Genomic DNA, 15,230 nt, shown 5'->3' with positions numbered 1-15,230 from the left:
GCGGCCGACGCCTCATCGGACCGACACCCCCTTTTCCGCGTCGGCGGGGCTGATGGCGAAGAGAATGGCGGCGGGAAAGGGCCACGGCTTGACGTCCTCGTAGCGGGTCTCGACGGCCCGCCTCTCGCGTCTGCGCTCCTCGTCCAGCTCGTCGAGCCGCGCCCGCATCTGCCTCAAATCCCGCTCCGACTGGTGCTGCTCCACGTCGAACAACATGGCTTCCGCGTCCTCCTGCAGGTTCTCCGCCTCGGCGATGGACTCGCGCAGCGTCTGGCCGAACCGGGTGAATATGGCGTCGACGCGGGCGAGGTCCTCGCCGCGTCGCTTCGCCAGCCGGGCTTCGACGTCCTGCGTCCGCTTCTCGACCCGGGTCCGGATGGCCTCCTCGACACGGGCTCGCAGACCTGCGTCGTCGTCCCAGGCTGTCGCGAGTTCCTTCCGCACGTCGTCCGGCGCTTCGGTCAGCTCGTCGCCGTCCAGAGCTCGGGCCAGCAGGTCTTCAGCCTTCTCGACCCCGACCTGCTGCCGGCGGGTCAGTCGCGTACCGGCCAGGAAAACCTCCTCGTGCAGCCGGATGCCGCCGCGGCCGACGAGGACCAACCGGACCACCGCGGCGGCAAACGACTCGTTTAGCCCCGGGACCACGACGGCGCTGACTCGGCCCAGGTCGGACTCCCCGCCCCACAAGGCCGATCGCAGCAGGCGCGTGGATCGTTGGAGCAGCGGGTGGCCGAGGTGAGCGTGGACGACGTCGGTGGTGCCGCGGGCGACGTCCTCGTCGAAGGTGATGGGACGCAACCGGTCTGGCTCCAGCCGGCTGGCAAGGCCTCGCGTCACCGGTTCCCACGAGCGCGCAAGGTCGGGGAGCTCGAAGACTGCGTTGTCGCCCCCCTCTGCGTGGGCGTGGATCAAGGCCGGTTGCATGTCGAGCTCAAGCGCCGTCTCGACCACTCGACAAAGGTTCATCGGCCGGAGATGCAGGCTCTCGCGGTCCTCCTGCAGCTGCGTCTCAAGGGCGGTCAGCTCGGCGTTGACCTGCCGCTGACCGAGGAGCATCTCGTTGATCGCTCGGTCGCCCTGGGGGACGTCCTTCTCCGAGCGGCTGGCCACGACGGAGCCGGCGAGCTTCCGCTGGATGTCCGGGGCGATGATCTCGTTCGCGGAACCCAGGTCAAGCTCCACCCGGGCGATCTTCGCCGCCACAAGCGCAAGGAAGTGGACGTCGGACGCCAGGCCGGATCGACCGCCGACCGGCTGGAAGTGTCGGATGTCGGGCTGGTGGTCCTGGCCGTAGCGGTCGACCCGACCAATGCGCTGCTCCAGCCGGTTGGGGTTGAACGGGATGTCGTAGTTGAAGAGTCGGTGGCAGTGCGCCTGGAGGTCGATGCCCTCGCCGGCGGCGTCAGTGGCGAGCAGGACGCGCACCTTGGTCTTGCGGGGTGGCTCGTTGAACTCGGCGCGGGTGATCTCTCGCTGCTCGGGGTCGGAAGATCCGTCGATGATCGCGATCCGTTCGGCGTCGTAGCCGTGCTGCAGGAGGTTGTCCCGGATCCACGTCAGCGTGTCCACGTACTCGGTGAAGACGACGATGCGCTCGTCCAACCAGTGCTCACCCGCGAGCAGGATGCCGTCCAGGTGCCGGACCAGCGCGGCGAGCCGGGAGTCGACGGTGCCGTCGAAGTCGTGGCCCCAGTGGCTCAGCCAGCGGAGGTCCTCGACGTCCTCATCCGTGAGGGGCGGGAGCTTGCGCCGGGTGCTGGCGAGGGTGAGCAGCTCCGTCTGACCGGACCTGCCCTCTTCGAGGTCGTCGGCGTCAACGCCCAGGACGTCGTCGTAGTCGCCGGTCAAGTCCGCGTCGACGCCTCGCAACCGCGTCTGCAGGTAGACGTCGACGGTCTTGGCGAAGGCGACGGGAGAGGAGAAGAAGCGCTTCTTCAGCAGCAGTGTCGCCAAGTCGCGCGCCTGCTTGACCGCGCCGTCGCCCGTAACCACCGCCTTGTCACGCCGATGGGTGAAGGCAAGGAGTCGCTCGTACGCCTGCTCCTCGGAAGTGGTCGGCTTGAACGGGAGGGCAGTGACCTGCCGCTCCTTGAATCCCTTGGCTTCCTTCAAGTCGCGCTTCAAGCGCCGGACCGCCACCTCGCGGAGCGCCGAGCGGTCGATGTGGGAGCCGCGGACGAAGCGCTGCGGGTCGATCATCTCCAGCAACGCGGTGAACGACTCGACGTAGCCGTTGTGTGGGGTGGCGCTGAGGAAGAGGCGGTGCTCGCTTTTCTCGGCGAGCTCGCGGACCGCGTGCGTGCGCTGCGAGTCGACGGCGTAACCGCGGCGGGTGATGTTGAGCTTGTCGACGCGCTGCGGGCTTGAGGGCGCTACGTGGTGGGCCTCGTCCACGACGAGGATGTCGTAGGCGAACCGGCGGGCGCCTTCGCGCTTCGCCGTTTGGGCGTACACGTCGCGCAGGAGGCGCTGGGCGCGCTGGCCAGGGAGCCAGGACATCGAGACGATGATCCGCGGGAAGAGTACGAACGGATTGGCGTGCAGCCCGTGGCTGCGCCGGACCTCGCGCATAGTCCCGGAGTTGATGATCGTGAAGTCGAGTCCGAACTTTTCGATCATCTCGTCCTGCCACTTCAGGGCAAGGCCGGCGGGGCAGACGATGATCGCTGTGCGGGCGCGGTGACGCAGGAACAGCTCCTGGACGACGAGGCCAGCCTCGATGGTCTTGCCGAGGCCGACGTCGTCGGCGAGGAGCAAGTTGGCCCGGGTCTCACGCAGTGCTCGGCGTAGTGGTTCGAGCTGGTAGGCCTCGACGTTCGCGCCGCTACGGAAAGGCGCCTGGACGACTTGCGAGTCGGCCGAGGTGATGGCGCCCCAGCGGAGCGCGTCGATAAAGGCCGCGAGCCGGCTGGGGTCGTCGAAGCGTTCCGGATCGAGCGTCATCGGCAGACCCAGTTCCGGCCTCAGCGAGCGACCCTGCTCAAGCTCCCAGACGACCTGGAGCTCCTCGCCGAGTCGGTCTTCGTCGAGGGACTGGAGGGTGACGGCATGTTGGAGGCCGCTCGTTGCGTCGTCGGCGCCGCTGCGGGGAAGTCCCTGAACGCGGACGTCGGTGACAGCCCACGTGGCGCCTGACCATGGCAATCTGGCCCGGCTCCGGTACCGAGCGCAAGTCAAGTGCGTTGGCGGCCATGGTTCGGCTGTTCACATCCCCCGTGATGGTCACCTTTGGACACTAGCCGGTAACGGGGCGTATCCAGACGTGTGACCGAAAGAAGCGGACCCGGCTCTAGCGCTGGTGCATCAGGGCGGGCTGGTGGTCGAGCAATCGCCGTCAGCGCATGAAGCCGCCGCTAGCGAAGAGCCCTCGGCGGTCCAAGAACGTGTTGTAGGCCCGGCAAGAGGTTTCCCCTAGATGAAGGCAGGCGCTGCAGGCCCCAGCGCCGCGTGCGCAGCCGGGGTCCAGTGGGCAACGGGTTTCGGCTGTGGAGACGGTGTTCAGCAGCTGGTCGAGGCTGGTCTCGAAGACCGATTGCAAGCCCCCGAGGACGAAGTCTCCTCGTGGTGCCGCGTAGAGGAAGAAGCCGAGGTGGCTTGGCACCAGGTACTCGTTGAGTGCGTCCCGGTCGATGCCGGCGAAGACGGCGGTCTGGCGGATCATGCGGTGGGCGTAGCTGTGAACCAAGGTGAGGACCTCGGATCCGACGGTGGGAGTGGCGGGGGTGTCGCCGGGGCCGGGAATGTCACTGGCGGCAGTGATCGCGGCGCGCGCCTGCCGTGCGTCCTGTTCGGGAGACCAGCCCGGCAGCTGGTGGCCGCGGGCCAGGAGCCAGCCGGCTACGCGGAGCGGGTCGAGTCGGACGAGTAGGGCTTCGGTCTCGGCGAGGTCGCCCAGGAGCCGGTAGCCCTCGCGCTTGGGGTGCCGGAAAGGCACCAGGCGGCAGAGCTTGGGATCGCTCTCGCCCCGTGTGTAGCCGTACATGACATTGAGAACCGGAAAGCTCTCCACCAGATCGACCCCTGCGAGCCCAGCCCGACGTACTGCTGCCGGATAGTCGTTGGCGAACCGGTCGGCCAGCACGCTGCCGGGGGGCGCCATGAGGCCGGAGATCGAAACGCGGGCTTCACCCAGTGCGAGGGCGATGTCGACGGCTTCCTGCTCGACGGCCTCCCGCCGGTCGGCGGGCGCGGTGTCCAGCGCAGTGGGGCTGCTTGCCTGGGCAAGTTGTCCCAGCCCAGCGGCCTGTTCGACGAGCAGGTCGACCATGGCGGGATCCATGCGGTTGCCGAGTAGCTGGGCACGGAGTTCGGCAGCGGAAGGCAGCCCCGTGACGGTGGTTGGACTGTGGGCCTCCATGCCACCCAGCACCCAGTCCAAGGCCTTCGCTGCCCCGCCGGCGCCGGCAAGGGCCTGCATGCGCTCGGGTCGAGCCGGGTTGACCATGACCATCCCGCGTGGCGTGTAGGCGGTGCGGGCCTTGTGGACGTTCCAGTGCAGCCCGCCCTGCCGACAACCCTGGCACTGCTGGAAGCCCAGCCCCTTCTGCAGTTGCAGGTGACACCGAGGGCAGACGAACCGCAGGTCGGAGGTCCGGGTGCTGGTGGTACCCACCAGCTCCACCTCGTCGTGGGTGGGACAGCGGGGGATGCGGGGCTCGCCCACCGCCCCGCACTCGTGGAACCCGAGGAAGTGCAGCTGACCCCAGCGGGAGTTGCCGCACACGCAGGCGCGGGTGGCGTCCTTGCCCACTCGCTTGCAGCGCGGGCACAACCAGACCCGGGGGTATCGCTCGACCGCCACACCGCGGCTGGGGTCGAGCTCGACCACTTCCAGGCGTTGTTGACGGCGGAGGTCGGCGGCGAAACCGTTGTCGTTGTTGTTCTGCTCCCACGGGTGGATCTCCCGGAGCAGTCGACGACGCACGCTGGCGTCGTCGATGCTGAGCGCCGCTGCGCCCGACCAGTCGATGACGCGGTAGATGCCGCCACGTAGGTCGGCGGTCTGCTGGGGCAGGAAAGTGCGCAGCACCTGGCTGGCACTGCGAGTTCCAAGGTCGCTCACGCTGCTTGTCCTCCTATCGCGCATCACCGGCGGGGACGGTGGTGCAGCGGGTGTCCGGCGGGTGGTCCCGCCGCTTGGACTTTTGGGCTGCCAGGGGCTGGATCAGTCGTGGATGGGCACGCTGACCTCGACGTCACGCAGGCTGGTCATGGGGGACGAGGCGCCCAGCTCGTTCGGCCAGGTGCGGCTGCCGGCTGGGTCGTTGAGGTTGGTGAACCAGTTGTCCAGCCATCGGCCGATCTCCTCCCGCAGCGTGTCGTCCACTGGGCCGTCGAAACCGAGGAGCGCGGCGATGGCCGCCGTCTGGTCCGCTGCGCCGATGCCGGCGTCATCGAAGTAGCGGCGCACGGCGCTGATGGTGGTGAGGCGTCCGCGTGAGGCCGGTTCCATGAGGGCCAGTCGGCGGGCCTCCACGATCCCCGGCATCGTCAGCCGCAGCACTCGTCGGCTGCGGCGGGTGATGGGGACTGCTTCCACGAAACGGTCTCCATGGGTCACGTACTGGCCGAACTGTCGGAAGATGGCCGCGTCCCGTTCTCGGCCGATCTTGTGAAGGACGTAGACGAGCCCCGGGAAGGTGCGTCCCACACGGGCTGTGGTCTGGATGAACTCTGCGGTGGACAGCGGCAGCCCGAGCATGACCATCACGTTGAGACGGGCGACGTCGACGCCGTGGCTGAGCATGCTGCTGGCTGCGACGATGTGGATGCGATCGTCGAAGTCGGCCTCGGGGTTCTCGAGGCGCTCCAAGATGGCGCGGACTTCGTCGAAGTCGGTGCCACCGGTCAGCTGTACCGCCTGAAGTCCCTGACTGCTGGTGTTGCTGGTAAGGCTGCGGGTGGCGGCCTCGACGTCGTACAAGGTGCTGCCGTAGATGACGTCGGTGCCGTAGTAGGACAGCAGGCGATCTGCGTGCTTGGGGTCCACGCCAGCTTCGGCGCAGACCGTCCCCGGGTCTTGAGCGAGCCGGCGAATGGCGATCTGCAGGACGTCCAGCGTCCGGTCGCTTACGTGGTCCAGGGTGACACCGCGCGGTGCGACGGCTACGAAGCGACGCAGAGGCATCGGCCCGGGGCGGGTCCAGAAGGACCCTCCGGCCACCGGTCCTTGTGTGGGGAAGACCCGCCCGCTGCGGCGGTAGAGGACGTCGACCTGGTGGTCATGGCCGGTCAAGGTGGCGCTGCTGGCCACGATCTTGGCTCGGCGGCTGCCGAGCTCGTCCTGCAGGTGGTCGAGCAGGCTCTCGTAGTGGCTGTCGACGGCGCCGAGGCTGTCACGGAGGAGGTGAAGTTCGTCCTGCAGTCGCAGGGTCGGTGCGTACCGGTCGGCCGGCATGGGCAACGGGCGCGTCCCGGCGCTGCAGTCGGGGACCAGGCAGCCGGTGGGTGTGGCCGAGCGGGGGGTGTAGGTGTAGCCGTGCATCGCCTCGGTGCACAGCGCGATGGGTGGCCCCACCAGGCCCCGCATCGCGGCCTGCATGCCGACGCTGGCTGCTTTGTCCAAGGTTCCGAGGACGACCGTCGGCAGATAGCGGTACAGCTCGCTGTCGACGACGTACACCGGGAGGGCGGGCTCCGGCCAGGGGCAGTCGGGATTTGCGCACTGGTGGGTGAGCCGCCACATGAGACGGTCGAAGTGCATGCCGACTTCGTTGCCTCGGCAGAACGGGCAGCGCATGAGGACCTGGAACCGGTCGGGCATCCCGGGGCTGTCCGGATCTAGGTCCGCTGTCTCGGGCCTAGCGGTCTTGACGATCCTGTTCGGGGTGCTGCTGGAACCGACCAGGAAGCCCAGGCTGATCGGGGCTCCCTTGATGCGTTCGCGGCGTCGCACCAGCTCGGCACCGGCTAGCGCGTCGGCGAAACGCTGCGTCTGCTGCAGGGACAGCAGCCGCAGCGGGAAGCGTGACCAGGCGGTCACACCACTGGTCTTGCCGGTCATGCGGTCATGCAGCGCCGCGGTGACCAGCAGGCCGAGGTAGGTCTCGGTCTTGCCACCGCCGGTGGCGAACCAGACCGTGTCGACGATGTCGGCTTCTTCTTCGTCGACGAGGAAGGCGAGCGCACCGAGCAGGAACCCGACCTGGAAGGGGCGCCAGCTGTCGTACTTGCCGGCCGCGCTGTGGGCGATGGCGTCGTTCATCAATTGGAAGGCTCGGCGCACGGTGGTATCGCTGATGAGCAGCTGTAGGCCGCGCTGCAGCCGTCCGATCTCCCGTCCAGCCGTGAGGCGGGCTTCCGCCGCCTCGTCGCGCATCGGCTGGTCCCACTCAGGGTGCTCGTCTAGCAACGGGCCCCACCGGTCAGAGTGGTAGTCGCCCAGGGCCTGGACGAGAGCCTCAAGCGGAGGCAGCGGGTCTCGCGACAGTGTCGCGAAGGTGAGGTCGGGTTCGGGTCGGTCGCTCGTCCAGTACTCCGGTCGGCGGGTGGTGACCTCGACGGTGTCAGTGGTGCGGAAGCCCCCTCCGGGCAGCAAGGCGACACCGACGTTGACCCCGTAGGCGGGCACGTCCCGGTCGTAACGGAAGCTGTCGGGCAGGGCCTCAAGTTCGAACGGGACGGTCGACAGGCCGGTGATCTGCATGGCTGTTTCGTAGAGGTGGGTGTCCTCCAGCTGCGCGTGCTGGGCGGGGCTGCTGTTGACCAGCTGCACCACCAGCTCAGGTGCTCCGTTCCAGCTCTCGATGTCCACTCGGACCTCTGCGTTCAGACCCGTTGCCCCCACGCGTGCGAATGCCGCACCGAGCGCGTTGCCACCGAAGGGGGAAGGCGGGAGGGCTGGATCGATGTTGACGCTCACTGGAACGTCGATGCCCGGAGACCGCACCCAGGGGCGATTCGGATTCGAAGAGGTCTTCGGGTCCTCGTAGGTCCACGCCCGCGCCTGGATCCGGACCTCGAAGTGCCACGGTGCCGCACCCGTGGGGCGTACACGAAGGCCGATGGCGCAGGGCTCGAGGCGCTCGGCCCGCTGCCCCAGACCGCTGCTCATCACCTCTTGCTCGGTGGCGAGGCGGCCCATCCAGAACGTCGACGCCGGCGCAACGCCGAGTCGGTCCATGCCGTCCCCGCGGCCGGCGACGGTGACCTGTCGGTCGAGCCAAGCAGTGAAGTGCGTGGCCGCCTCGCTGAACATTTGTTGATCAGACATCGTGTCAGTTTCCCACTTTCCCTGGTTGCTTCTTCGGTCCGCGTCGCTTTGGTGGGGCTGCCTCACGCGGTTCCAGTGGGGATACGAGCACGTCGTCAACTGCATGGTCGATGAGGTACTCGAACAGGCAGTCGACATGAGAATCTGACTGCAGCGTCTCCACGGCCTTGACCTGAAGTTGGCGAACGCGCTCGCGGGTCACTAGAAGGAGCTCTCCGATCGCGTCGAGCGTCAGGACATCGCACCCACCGAGCCCGTAACGCCACGTGAGCACTTGAACCTCGCGCGGCGTCAGCACCTTGGCGAGCACGCGCGCCAGGTCGTGCTCCAGCTGCTGGGCCAGCACGACCGCGGCGGGATCGAGACATGAGATGTCAAAGGAGTCGCCGGACAAGAGGTCTAGCAGAGGCGTGTCCTCTTCGTCGCCAACCAGGACGTCGTAGCTGAGGACTGGCTCGGACCAGGTCAGGATGGCTGCCACACGTCCGACCTCCAGCCCCAGGTCGCCGGCCAGTTCGCCGAGCGTCACCGGGCGTTCCAGTTGGCTCTCAAGGCGAGCTTTCACTGCCCGGACCTTCTTCGCCTGGTCGTACATGTGCACCGGCAGGCGAATCGCCCGGCCGCGATCACCGGCCCCCCTATCGATTGCCTGGCGTATCCACCACGTCGCGTAAGTGGAGAACTTATAGCCTAACTCAGGGTCGTACTTGTCCGCCGCGCGCATCAGACCGGTGTTGCCATCCTGGATACGGTCGGACAGCTCAATTCCGCTGCGCGAGTATCGGGGCAATTTTGCGATGCTGACGACGAGCCGGAGATTGGCGCTCACGAGGTTCCGGTGTGCTCGGCGTCCGGCCTCGATGACCGACACGTAGCGGGTTCGTGCCCCAGACCGGATCGCTGAGGCATCATCAGCGGCTAGGGCTCGGAGCGCCTCCTGCCCGGCGCGGATGGTGCGGCCCAGGCGCACCTCTTGCTCTGCCGTCAGCAGGCGGATGCGGGAGGCCGCAGCCAGGTACGCGCCCAATTGATCATGCTCGACCGAGGCGATCTGGCGCCGGACGAGACCACCGTCGAGGTCGCCGGAGCCGTCGTAAGCGAGTTCGGGGCGTTCTTCGTTCAGTTCGACGCCAGCTGCGGCCAGCGCAAGCAGTACGTCCTCCACCGCGCCGCTGGACAACCCGCGTCGCTGGGCCAGCGTCGTCACATCCACCAGGGTCAGCGAGCCGGAACGGTTGTAATCGTCCAAGAGGTCGGCTCCGACGCGGGCGACCACGATGTCACCAGCCGTGATGACTGCAGAACGATGCGCCGGTCCGACGGAGAAGGGATCCTCATCGTTCCAGTCGTCCTCATCGCCATTGGGCCCGGCCGAGGTGCCCTCGCCGACTTCTGAACGAATGGGGACGACCGGATGTCCGTTCGATCTAGTCGACAGCTCGCCGACCGCGTCATCTCTAGGCGCGTGATCCCACCGCGACGGGGGACGCGTAGGGCGCCTCTCGACGGTCGGCCACGACCTTGCTTGCTTGAGCCAACGCTTCCCCGGGCCGGGCATCGCTCCGCTCGCGCCGGCACCCGATGACCCAAGCAAGTCGCCGAGCGCTGCGCTGTCCAACCCGTGGCGTTGCAGCAGCGCGTGCACTTCAGCAGCCGTCGGGCGACGACCGGTTTTCTGTGCCAGGTCTCGGAGGTCGGCCTGGAGGGCAATCAGAGCGGTTGCATCACCGACTGTTGGACCGCCAGGCCTCCGAGAGGGCTCCTCCATCGACCTGTTCAACCTTTACGGCCGGCGTGGAGCAGGTGCACGCTTCGCCCGGCCCCATGGCCGACGAGTGACGGCCACCTACCGAATGTTCTCGACGGTGCCGTGGACGGGCAGTCGATCCTCATTGCACCCACGCGACCCCCGACCCCGAGTAGTTCAGAGACCACATCGTCACTGATTGGGGACGCATCGTTGCATGCGCGGACGCCTGTGTGAGGGATTTGTGTCGACGAGCTCTGTGCTGCTCCGGCGACGTATTGGCGGCCTCGGGCGCTTTGCACCTTCTCAGCGAGGGCGGTGCGAACGCGGGCGCGGACAAGGCCCGTAGCCATCGCCTGCTTGAGGCCATGGACTGGCCCTGGCGGTTCGATGCTGACGGCAGTGACTTGCGGAGGACCGCCTCATCAGCCGGCCAGTTCCTGAGGGGCTAGCGAGACCTGTGGGGCGCCGGTGACGCCGGATGTCGCCGCGCACTGGTCGTCCCACCTTTGGGCGGCCGGCTGTTCCGCCGGACCCCTAGGTTGAGGCAGATGGCTTCACGTCGGACGTGGGCCTGTCGGCTTGGGGGAAGCAGAACATGAAGGCTGAATGCAGTACGGCCGTACCGGTGTGGACTGTCGCGACGGAGGACGTGGCCGTTCCGAACGTCCTGGTGGAAGAGGGGATGACGCCCGCGCGCCTTGCGGAGCTGCGCACGGTCTTGGCAACGCTTGCGGCTTCACCGATCACGATGCTAGAGGCGCACCCGATGCCGAACGCACGCAACCGGGATGACGGCCTCTCGCTACACGCAGCCAGTCCGCTTGCGAAGCAATTGGCGGAGCTCGTGTCTCAGGCGGTGAAGTCGGCGCCGACCGACAGCGTCGCTGCCAGTGGCGAGGTCCTCTACCGGATGGTTGTTCCAGCGAGCGTGGCCGCACAGGTCGGCAGCGGACTAGTTCGCAACATGCCTTCCAAGGGCGCAGCCCTGGGTGTCCACAGCGCACTCGTCAACTCGACGGGGATCGTGGGGCAGGCCACCTTCGTGCCAGTGGCGAGCAAGGCGGCAGTTGCGGGCGCGGCAACGGGCTCCGCGGCCACAGCCGGCGTCGCGGCTGCCGGTGCTGGCGCGCTGACGGTGGCCGCGCCGCTCGTGCTCATGGCGATCGCAGTCAGCGTGAGCGCCCACGCCGATCGCCAGCGTCAGGCAGCGATCGAGCGGATCACCGACTTGTTGGAGCAATTGCACGAACAGAAGCTCGACGACGAGCGCAGCGAGCTTGGCGGCTGCGGCGACGCCATCGAGAAGGCGACTTCGGTCCTCCTCGATCAGGGGCGCATCGGTCCGTCCCTTGGACTCGACTCGGCCGTGCATGCCATCAGTAAGTCGACCGAGCGGGCCCGCACCCGGCTCACCAGGTGGCAAGCGGCGCTCGCCGCGCTGCCCAAGGGGCCCGTCGAGATCGGCGCGCTCTCGAAGGCATTCCCGGGCCTAGACGAGGAGGGCGGCGCTTTCCGCGCGCACTTGGAGTTGGCGCGGTTGGCCATCGCGCTCAAGCGTCGGGTGCTTGTACTGCAAGCCGTCGATCATGCGCAGCGAGAAGGTGGTAATCACCCGTTCGAGGCGTTCATTCGCACTCTGCAGGACGACGAGCGTCGCGTTGACCAACTGGAGCGAGGGATCTCCTCGGTCCTCCACCAGTTGTCGACTCTCGAACTCAAGCCGTCGAGCGGTTTCAGTAACCTTATGTGGACCCAAGGAGCTGTCGACGGACTGCTCAGGGTTGCCTACCGTCTCCGCGCGCTTGGCGATGGACTTGACGAAGGTGCGCACGCGCCGGACGTGGTGATCGAGATCGAACGACATCGAGATGGATCCTTGGTTGTCTTTCCGGCCATCGCGGCGTGACCGCACCGCAGGGCAGCAGGTTCTCCGCGTTGATGGGATTCCCGTGGTCAGCGCGCGCGTTCGATTGCCGCAGTGAAGCAGTCATTCCGCCGGCGTAGGTGCGGCCATCGGTCAGCGATCGCGGCGGGCGCCTCGCAGCGGTGAGCGCCTCGATCCGCCGCAGCCACGCCCGCAGTACGAGCCCGGTCCGCGACTGCCCCGCGAAGCAGTGCACCAGCACCGGCCTGCCCTCGGCCCGCAGCGCGGCCATGTCGTCCAGGACGTCGGCGAGGACGGCGTCCAGCTCGCTGTTGGCGCCGTCGTCGGTCAGGTAGGCGAACCGCTGGACGGCGTGGCCGAACGGCTCGCCGGTTCGGCACAGCGACACGACGGCGAAGTCCCGTGAGCTGTTGCGCGCACCGTCGAGGTCGCTGGCCCACACGCCGTCCGCGACCTCCCGGGGCTCGATCCCGCGCGTCTGCGGCGCCTCGTACCGCGCCGTCGAGCCGCCGGTGAGCCCGGCGGTCAGGGCGTGCAGGTCCGCCACGTCCCACCGGTGGTCGCCGTGCCCTGGCACCCGGCCGTGCACGACCGACGTCCAGCGCATCGGGATGCCGGCGATGCCGAAGACCGCGCCCGCCAGACCGCCGGCGACGGCGGCCACCGTGTCGGTGTCCCCGCCCAGGTCGATCACCCGGCGCATCACCTGCGCGAACGACGTCGCCCCGCGCAACGCCCAGACCGCCTGGCCGAGCGTCGGCCACACGGCACCGTTGCTCTCGGTGGCGTCGGACGGCGTCCAGTCCGCGGACAGCACGGTCGCCCAGCGGTCGCGGTGTTCGGGGGCCACCGCGGCCAGGGCGTCGTCGACGGCGGCCAGCGGGTCCCGGCCGTCCAGGGCTACCCGGACGAGCTCGTGGAAGACCGCGCAGCCCTCGCCGGCTGACGGGTCGCCGTGGGTGAGCGCGGAGATCCGTCGCGCGGCGTCCATCGTCGCCGTCCGCCCTTGGGGTGCGAAGAACACGGCCGCGGGCGTCGTCCGCATGAGCGAGCCGTTGCCGGCGGCGTGCCCGGACCGGGCGAAGTGCTCGCTCGCGGCGACGTCCCACGGCCGGCCGGAACCCAGGACGGCGCGGGTCTGGGTGCCGATGTCCGGCGGGGGAGCGTCGGCCCAGCGGCGGAACCTGTCGAAAAGGTCTGCCTCGTCGAGGCCGCCGCGCTCGACCAACGACTGCGCGACGAGCAGGGCCATCTGGGTGTCGTCGGTGAACTCGCCCGGCTCCCAGCCCAGCGAGCCGCCTCCGCACATCTCGGTGGCCGACCCGCGGGCGTCGTCCGGGTAGCGGGCCGAGAAGCGCCCGGGCGGGCCGAACTCGAACGGGGCGCCGAGGGCGTCCCCGACGGCCGAACCGATGACGGCGCCGGCGGCGCGGTGCGAGCGGGGCATGGTCATGACGCCTCCAGGACGGGGTGGGTGAGGTCGATCGCGGTCAGGTGCACGGTGCGGTCATGCCAGCGGACGTCGTCCACCCGCACGCGACCACCCCCGCCGTACCGACGGCCCGCGCCGGCGCCTCGGACGGCGGTCAGGTCGGTGCCCTGCACCCGCTCGGCAAAGACGCGGGCGAGGGCCGCGGTGGTCCGCACCGCCGGGCGGCCGAGCGCGTCGAGTGCGGCCGCCTCCAGGAGCGGCGTCCAGTGCTCGGCCAGCGCGCGGCGGGAGCCGAACAGCTCGAGGGACACCGGTCGGCCGGCGATCCCCAGGAGGACGCCGCTCTGCCCAGCCAGCGGCGCCAGACCTGCGGTGAGCCGCTCGGCCTCGGGGCGGGTGCGGTCCAGCCGGTCGAGCAGCGAGTCGGTGGGGGAGGGGCCGGCGACCGCGGTGTAACCGGACACTCGGCGCCAGACCCGAGCCTGGGCGTCCGGGTGCTCGAGGTCGGGCTGCAGCGCGACCGGAGCCCGGCGCGCCTGGCGGCGGTGCACCTCGCCGCCACCCCACCGGCCGTGCTCGACGCAGAGCACGGGCAGCACCGTCGGCGTGGCCGGTGCCAGCACCGTGGACGCGGTGAGGGTCCGGTTCTGCCAGCCGCCCTCGAGCAGTTCGCCGGCCAGGAGGAGGACGGGCCTCTCGGTGCGGTTGGTGACGACGAGCTGGTCGACGGACGGCGAACCGGCGCGCTCCACCACGTCGACCTGGGCCGCGGCACCGGTGAGCAGGCCGGTGACGGGCGCGGCGTCCGTCCAGACCGGGAAGACGGTGAGGGCACCGCGGTGGGTGCCCTGCCCCACGTGCAGTCGGATGCGGGTCATGCTGACCACCCCGTTCTAGTTAGCGCAAGTTCGCTGTAACAAGAGATAGACGGGTCCTGCGTTAATGTCAAGCTGTGCACCTGGACTCAGCCGGCAAGGCCCTCACCGACTACGCGCGACCGTCCCTCGCGGTTGACACGGCCGTGCTGACGATCCCGCCGGACTCGCCGACCCTCGACGTGCTGGTGGTGCGTTCGGACGACGGGACCTGGCGGCTGCCGGGGACCTTCCTGCACGAGGGGGAGCGGCTCGCTGACGCCGTCCAGCGCTCGCTGCGGGTGAAGGTGGGTCTCCGCGGACGCGACCCCGAGCAGCTGCGGGTGTTCGACGATCCGGCGCGGGACAGCCGCGGCTGGGTGCTCAGCGTCGCGCACGTCGACGTCGTCCCGTGGGCCGAACTGGCCCCGGTGCTCGAGCGCCGTTCGGACGACGTCACCCACCGGCCGTGCGACGACGTTCGCGGCTTGGCGTTCGACCACGACGCGATCGTCACGCTCGCCGCCGAGCACGTCCGCGCCGGCTATCGGGCCGGGCCCGACCCAGCCGGCCTGGTCGAGGAGCCGTTCACCCTGCGGGAGCTGCGCCTGGTGCACGAGGCCGTGCTCGGGCGGCTGCCCCGCTCGGCGGACACGTTCCGGCGGGCGATGCTCCCGTCCCTGGACGAGGTGTCGGGGGAGGTGCGGGAGGGGACCGTCGGCAAGCCGGCGCAGCTCTACCGGCGCCGTCCGGCCGGCTGAGCGACGGGGTGGGTCACGCCGTCGGACGCGACCCACCCCGCGGCAGTCACTCCAGGTCGACGTCGCCCAGGTCCTGGCGGCTGACGCGCGAGAGCGTGCCGAGCTTCCTCAGCTCGCGGAACGGGTCGCGGTGGGACCGGCCGAGGCGGCGGTCCTTGTGGGGCCGGCAGACCCGGCAGCCCTTCCACTGCTTGTGCGGGGAGTGAGCCATGGGGGCTCCTTGTCCGTGACTACACCCGCCACGGAGGGCGGGGTAGTCCGCTCCGCTCCACGGGCCGAACCTAGCGCGTCGGAGCCGGGAGGAGCGATGGCCGCGGGTTTTGTCGGACCCCCGTG

At 69.1% G+C, this 15,230-nt stretch carries 8 protein-coding genes; 1 reads left to right on the top strand and 7 read right to left on the bottom strand.

Annotated elements, in window-relative coordinates:
• Positions 1–12 precede the first annotated feature (12 nt).
• The 6 genes from drmD to ASG36_RS18560 all read right to left on the bottom strand — a co-directional run bounded on the left by drmD (position 13) and on the right by ASG36_RS18560 (position 14,157).
• Entirely contained in the window at positions 13–3,144 is a 3,132-nt protein-coding gene (drmD, locus tag ASG36_RS18590) for a DISARM system SNF2-like helicase DrmD (protein WP_235495245.1), read from the bottom strand.
• A 190-nt stretch (positions 3,145–3,334) separates the two neighbouring features.
• Positions 3,335–5,062 carry a hypothetical protein gene (locus ASG36_RS18585; protein WP_055767427.1) on the bottom strand — a complete coding sequence of 576 codons (1,728 nt, stop codon included), beginning with the start codon at positions 5,060–5,062 and terminating at the stop codon, positions 3,335–3,337.
• Between the two features lie 102 nt (positions 5,063–5,164).
• A complete protein-coding gene (locus ASG36_RS18580; protein ID WP_200944557.1) occupies positions 5,165–8,197 on the bottom strand; it encodes a helicase-related protein in 3,033 nt (1,010 codons plus the stop codon).
• Between the two features lie 19 nt (positions 8,198–8,216).
• Positions 8,217–9,488 (bottom strand): RNA polymerase sigma factor RpoD/SigA, encoded by a 1,272-nt coding sequence (locus ASG36_RS18575; RefSeq protein WP_055767421.1) that lies wholly within the window; start codon positions 9,486–9,488, stop codon positions 8,217–8,219.
• Between the two features lie 2,249 nt (positions 9,489–11,737).
• Positions 11,738–13,300, bottom strand: a complete 1,563-nt coding sequence (locus tag ASG36_RS18565) for an ADP-ribosylglycohydrolase family protein (RefSeq protein WP_235495243.1) — start codon at positions 13,298–13,300, stop codon at positions 11,738–11,740.
• Positions 13,297–14,157 (bottom strand): ARPP-1 family domain-containing protein, encoded by an 861-nt coding sequence (locus ASG36_RS18560; protein WP_055767414.1) that lies wholly within the window; start codon positions 14,155–14,157, stop codon positions 13,297–13,299. The genes ASG36_RS18565 and ASG36_RS18560 overlap by 4 nt, the downstream gene beginning before the upstream one ends.
• A gap of 74 nt (positions 14,158–14,231) precedes the next feature.
• Between ASG36_RS18560 and ASG36_RS18555 the strand changes: the two genes are divergently transcribed.
• Positions 14,232–14,894, top strand: coding sequence for an NUDIX domain-containing protein (locus ASG36_RS18555; RefSeq protein WP_055767411.1), 663 nt, complete (start codon positions 14,232–14,234; stop codon positions 14,892–14,894).
• Between the two features lie 46 nt (positions 14,895–14,940).
• On the opposite strand, the gene ASG36_RS22405 is transcribed toward ASG36_RS18555, so the two are convergent.
• Complete coding sequence (locus ASG36_RS22405) at positions 14,941–15,105, bottom strand: hypothetical protein (protein ID WP_200944555.1); 165 nt, start codon at positions 15,103–15,105, stop codon at positions 14,941–14,943.
• Positions 15,106–15,230 lie beyond the last annotated feature (125 nt).

Origin of the sequence: Geodermatophilus sp. Leaf369, from assembly GCF_001424455.1 — a bacterium.
In the GTDB taxonomy this organism is placed as follows: Bacteria; Actinomycetota; Actinomycetes; order Mycobacteriales; family Geodermatophilaceae; genus Klenkia.
This window is presented reverse-complemented; position numbering and strand designations above follow the sequence as displayed.

What these genes read in the sequence shown, in the direction of transcription:
- ASG36_RS18580 (WP_200944557.1), bottom strand. Translation starts at nt 8,197, where the DNA reads ATGTTCAGCGAGGCGGCCACGCACTTCACTGCTTGGCTCGACCGACAG.
- ASG36_RS18565 (WP_235495243.1), bottom strand. Translation starts at nt 13,300, where the DNA reads ATGACCATGCCCCGCTCGCACCGCGCCGCCGGCGCCGTCATCGGTTCG.
- ASG36_RS18560 (WP_055767414.1), bottom strand. Translation starts at nt 14,157, where the DNA reads ATGACCCGCATCCGACTGCACGTGGGGCAGGGCACCCACCGCGGTGCC.
- ASG36_RS22405 (WP_200944555.1), bottom strand. Translation starts at nt 15,105, where the DNA reads ATGGCTCACTCCCCGCACAAGCAGTGGAAGGGCTGCCGGGTCTGCCGG.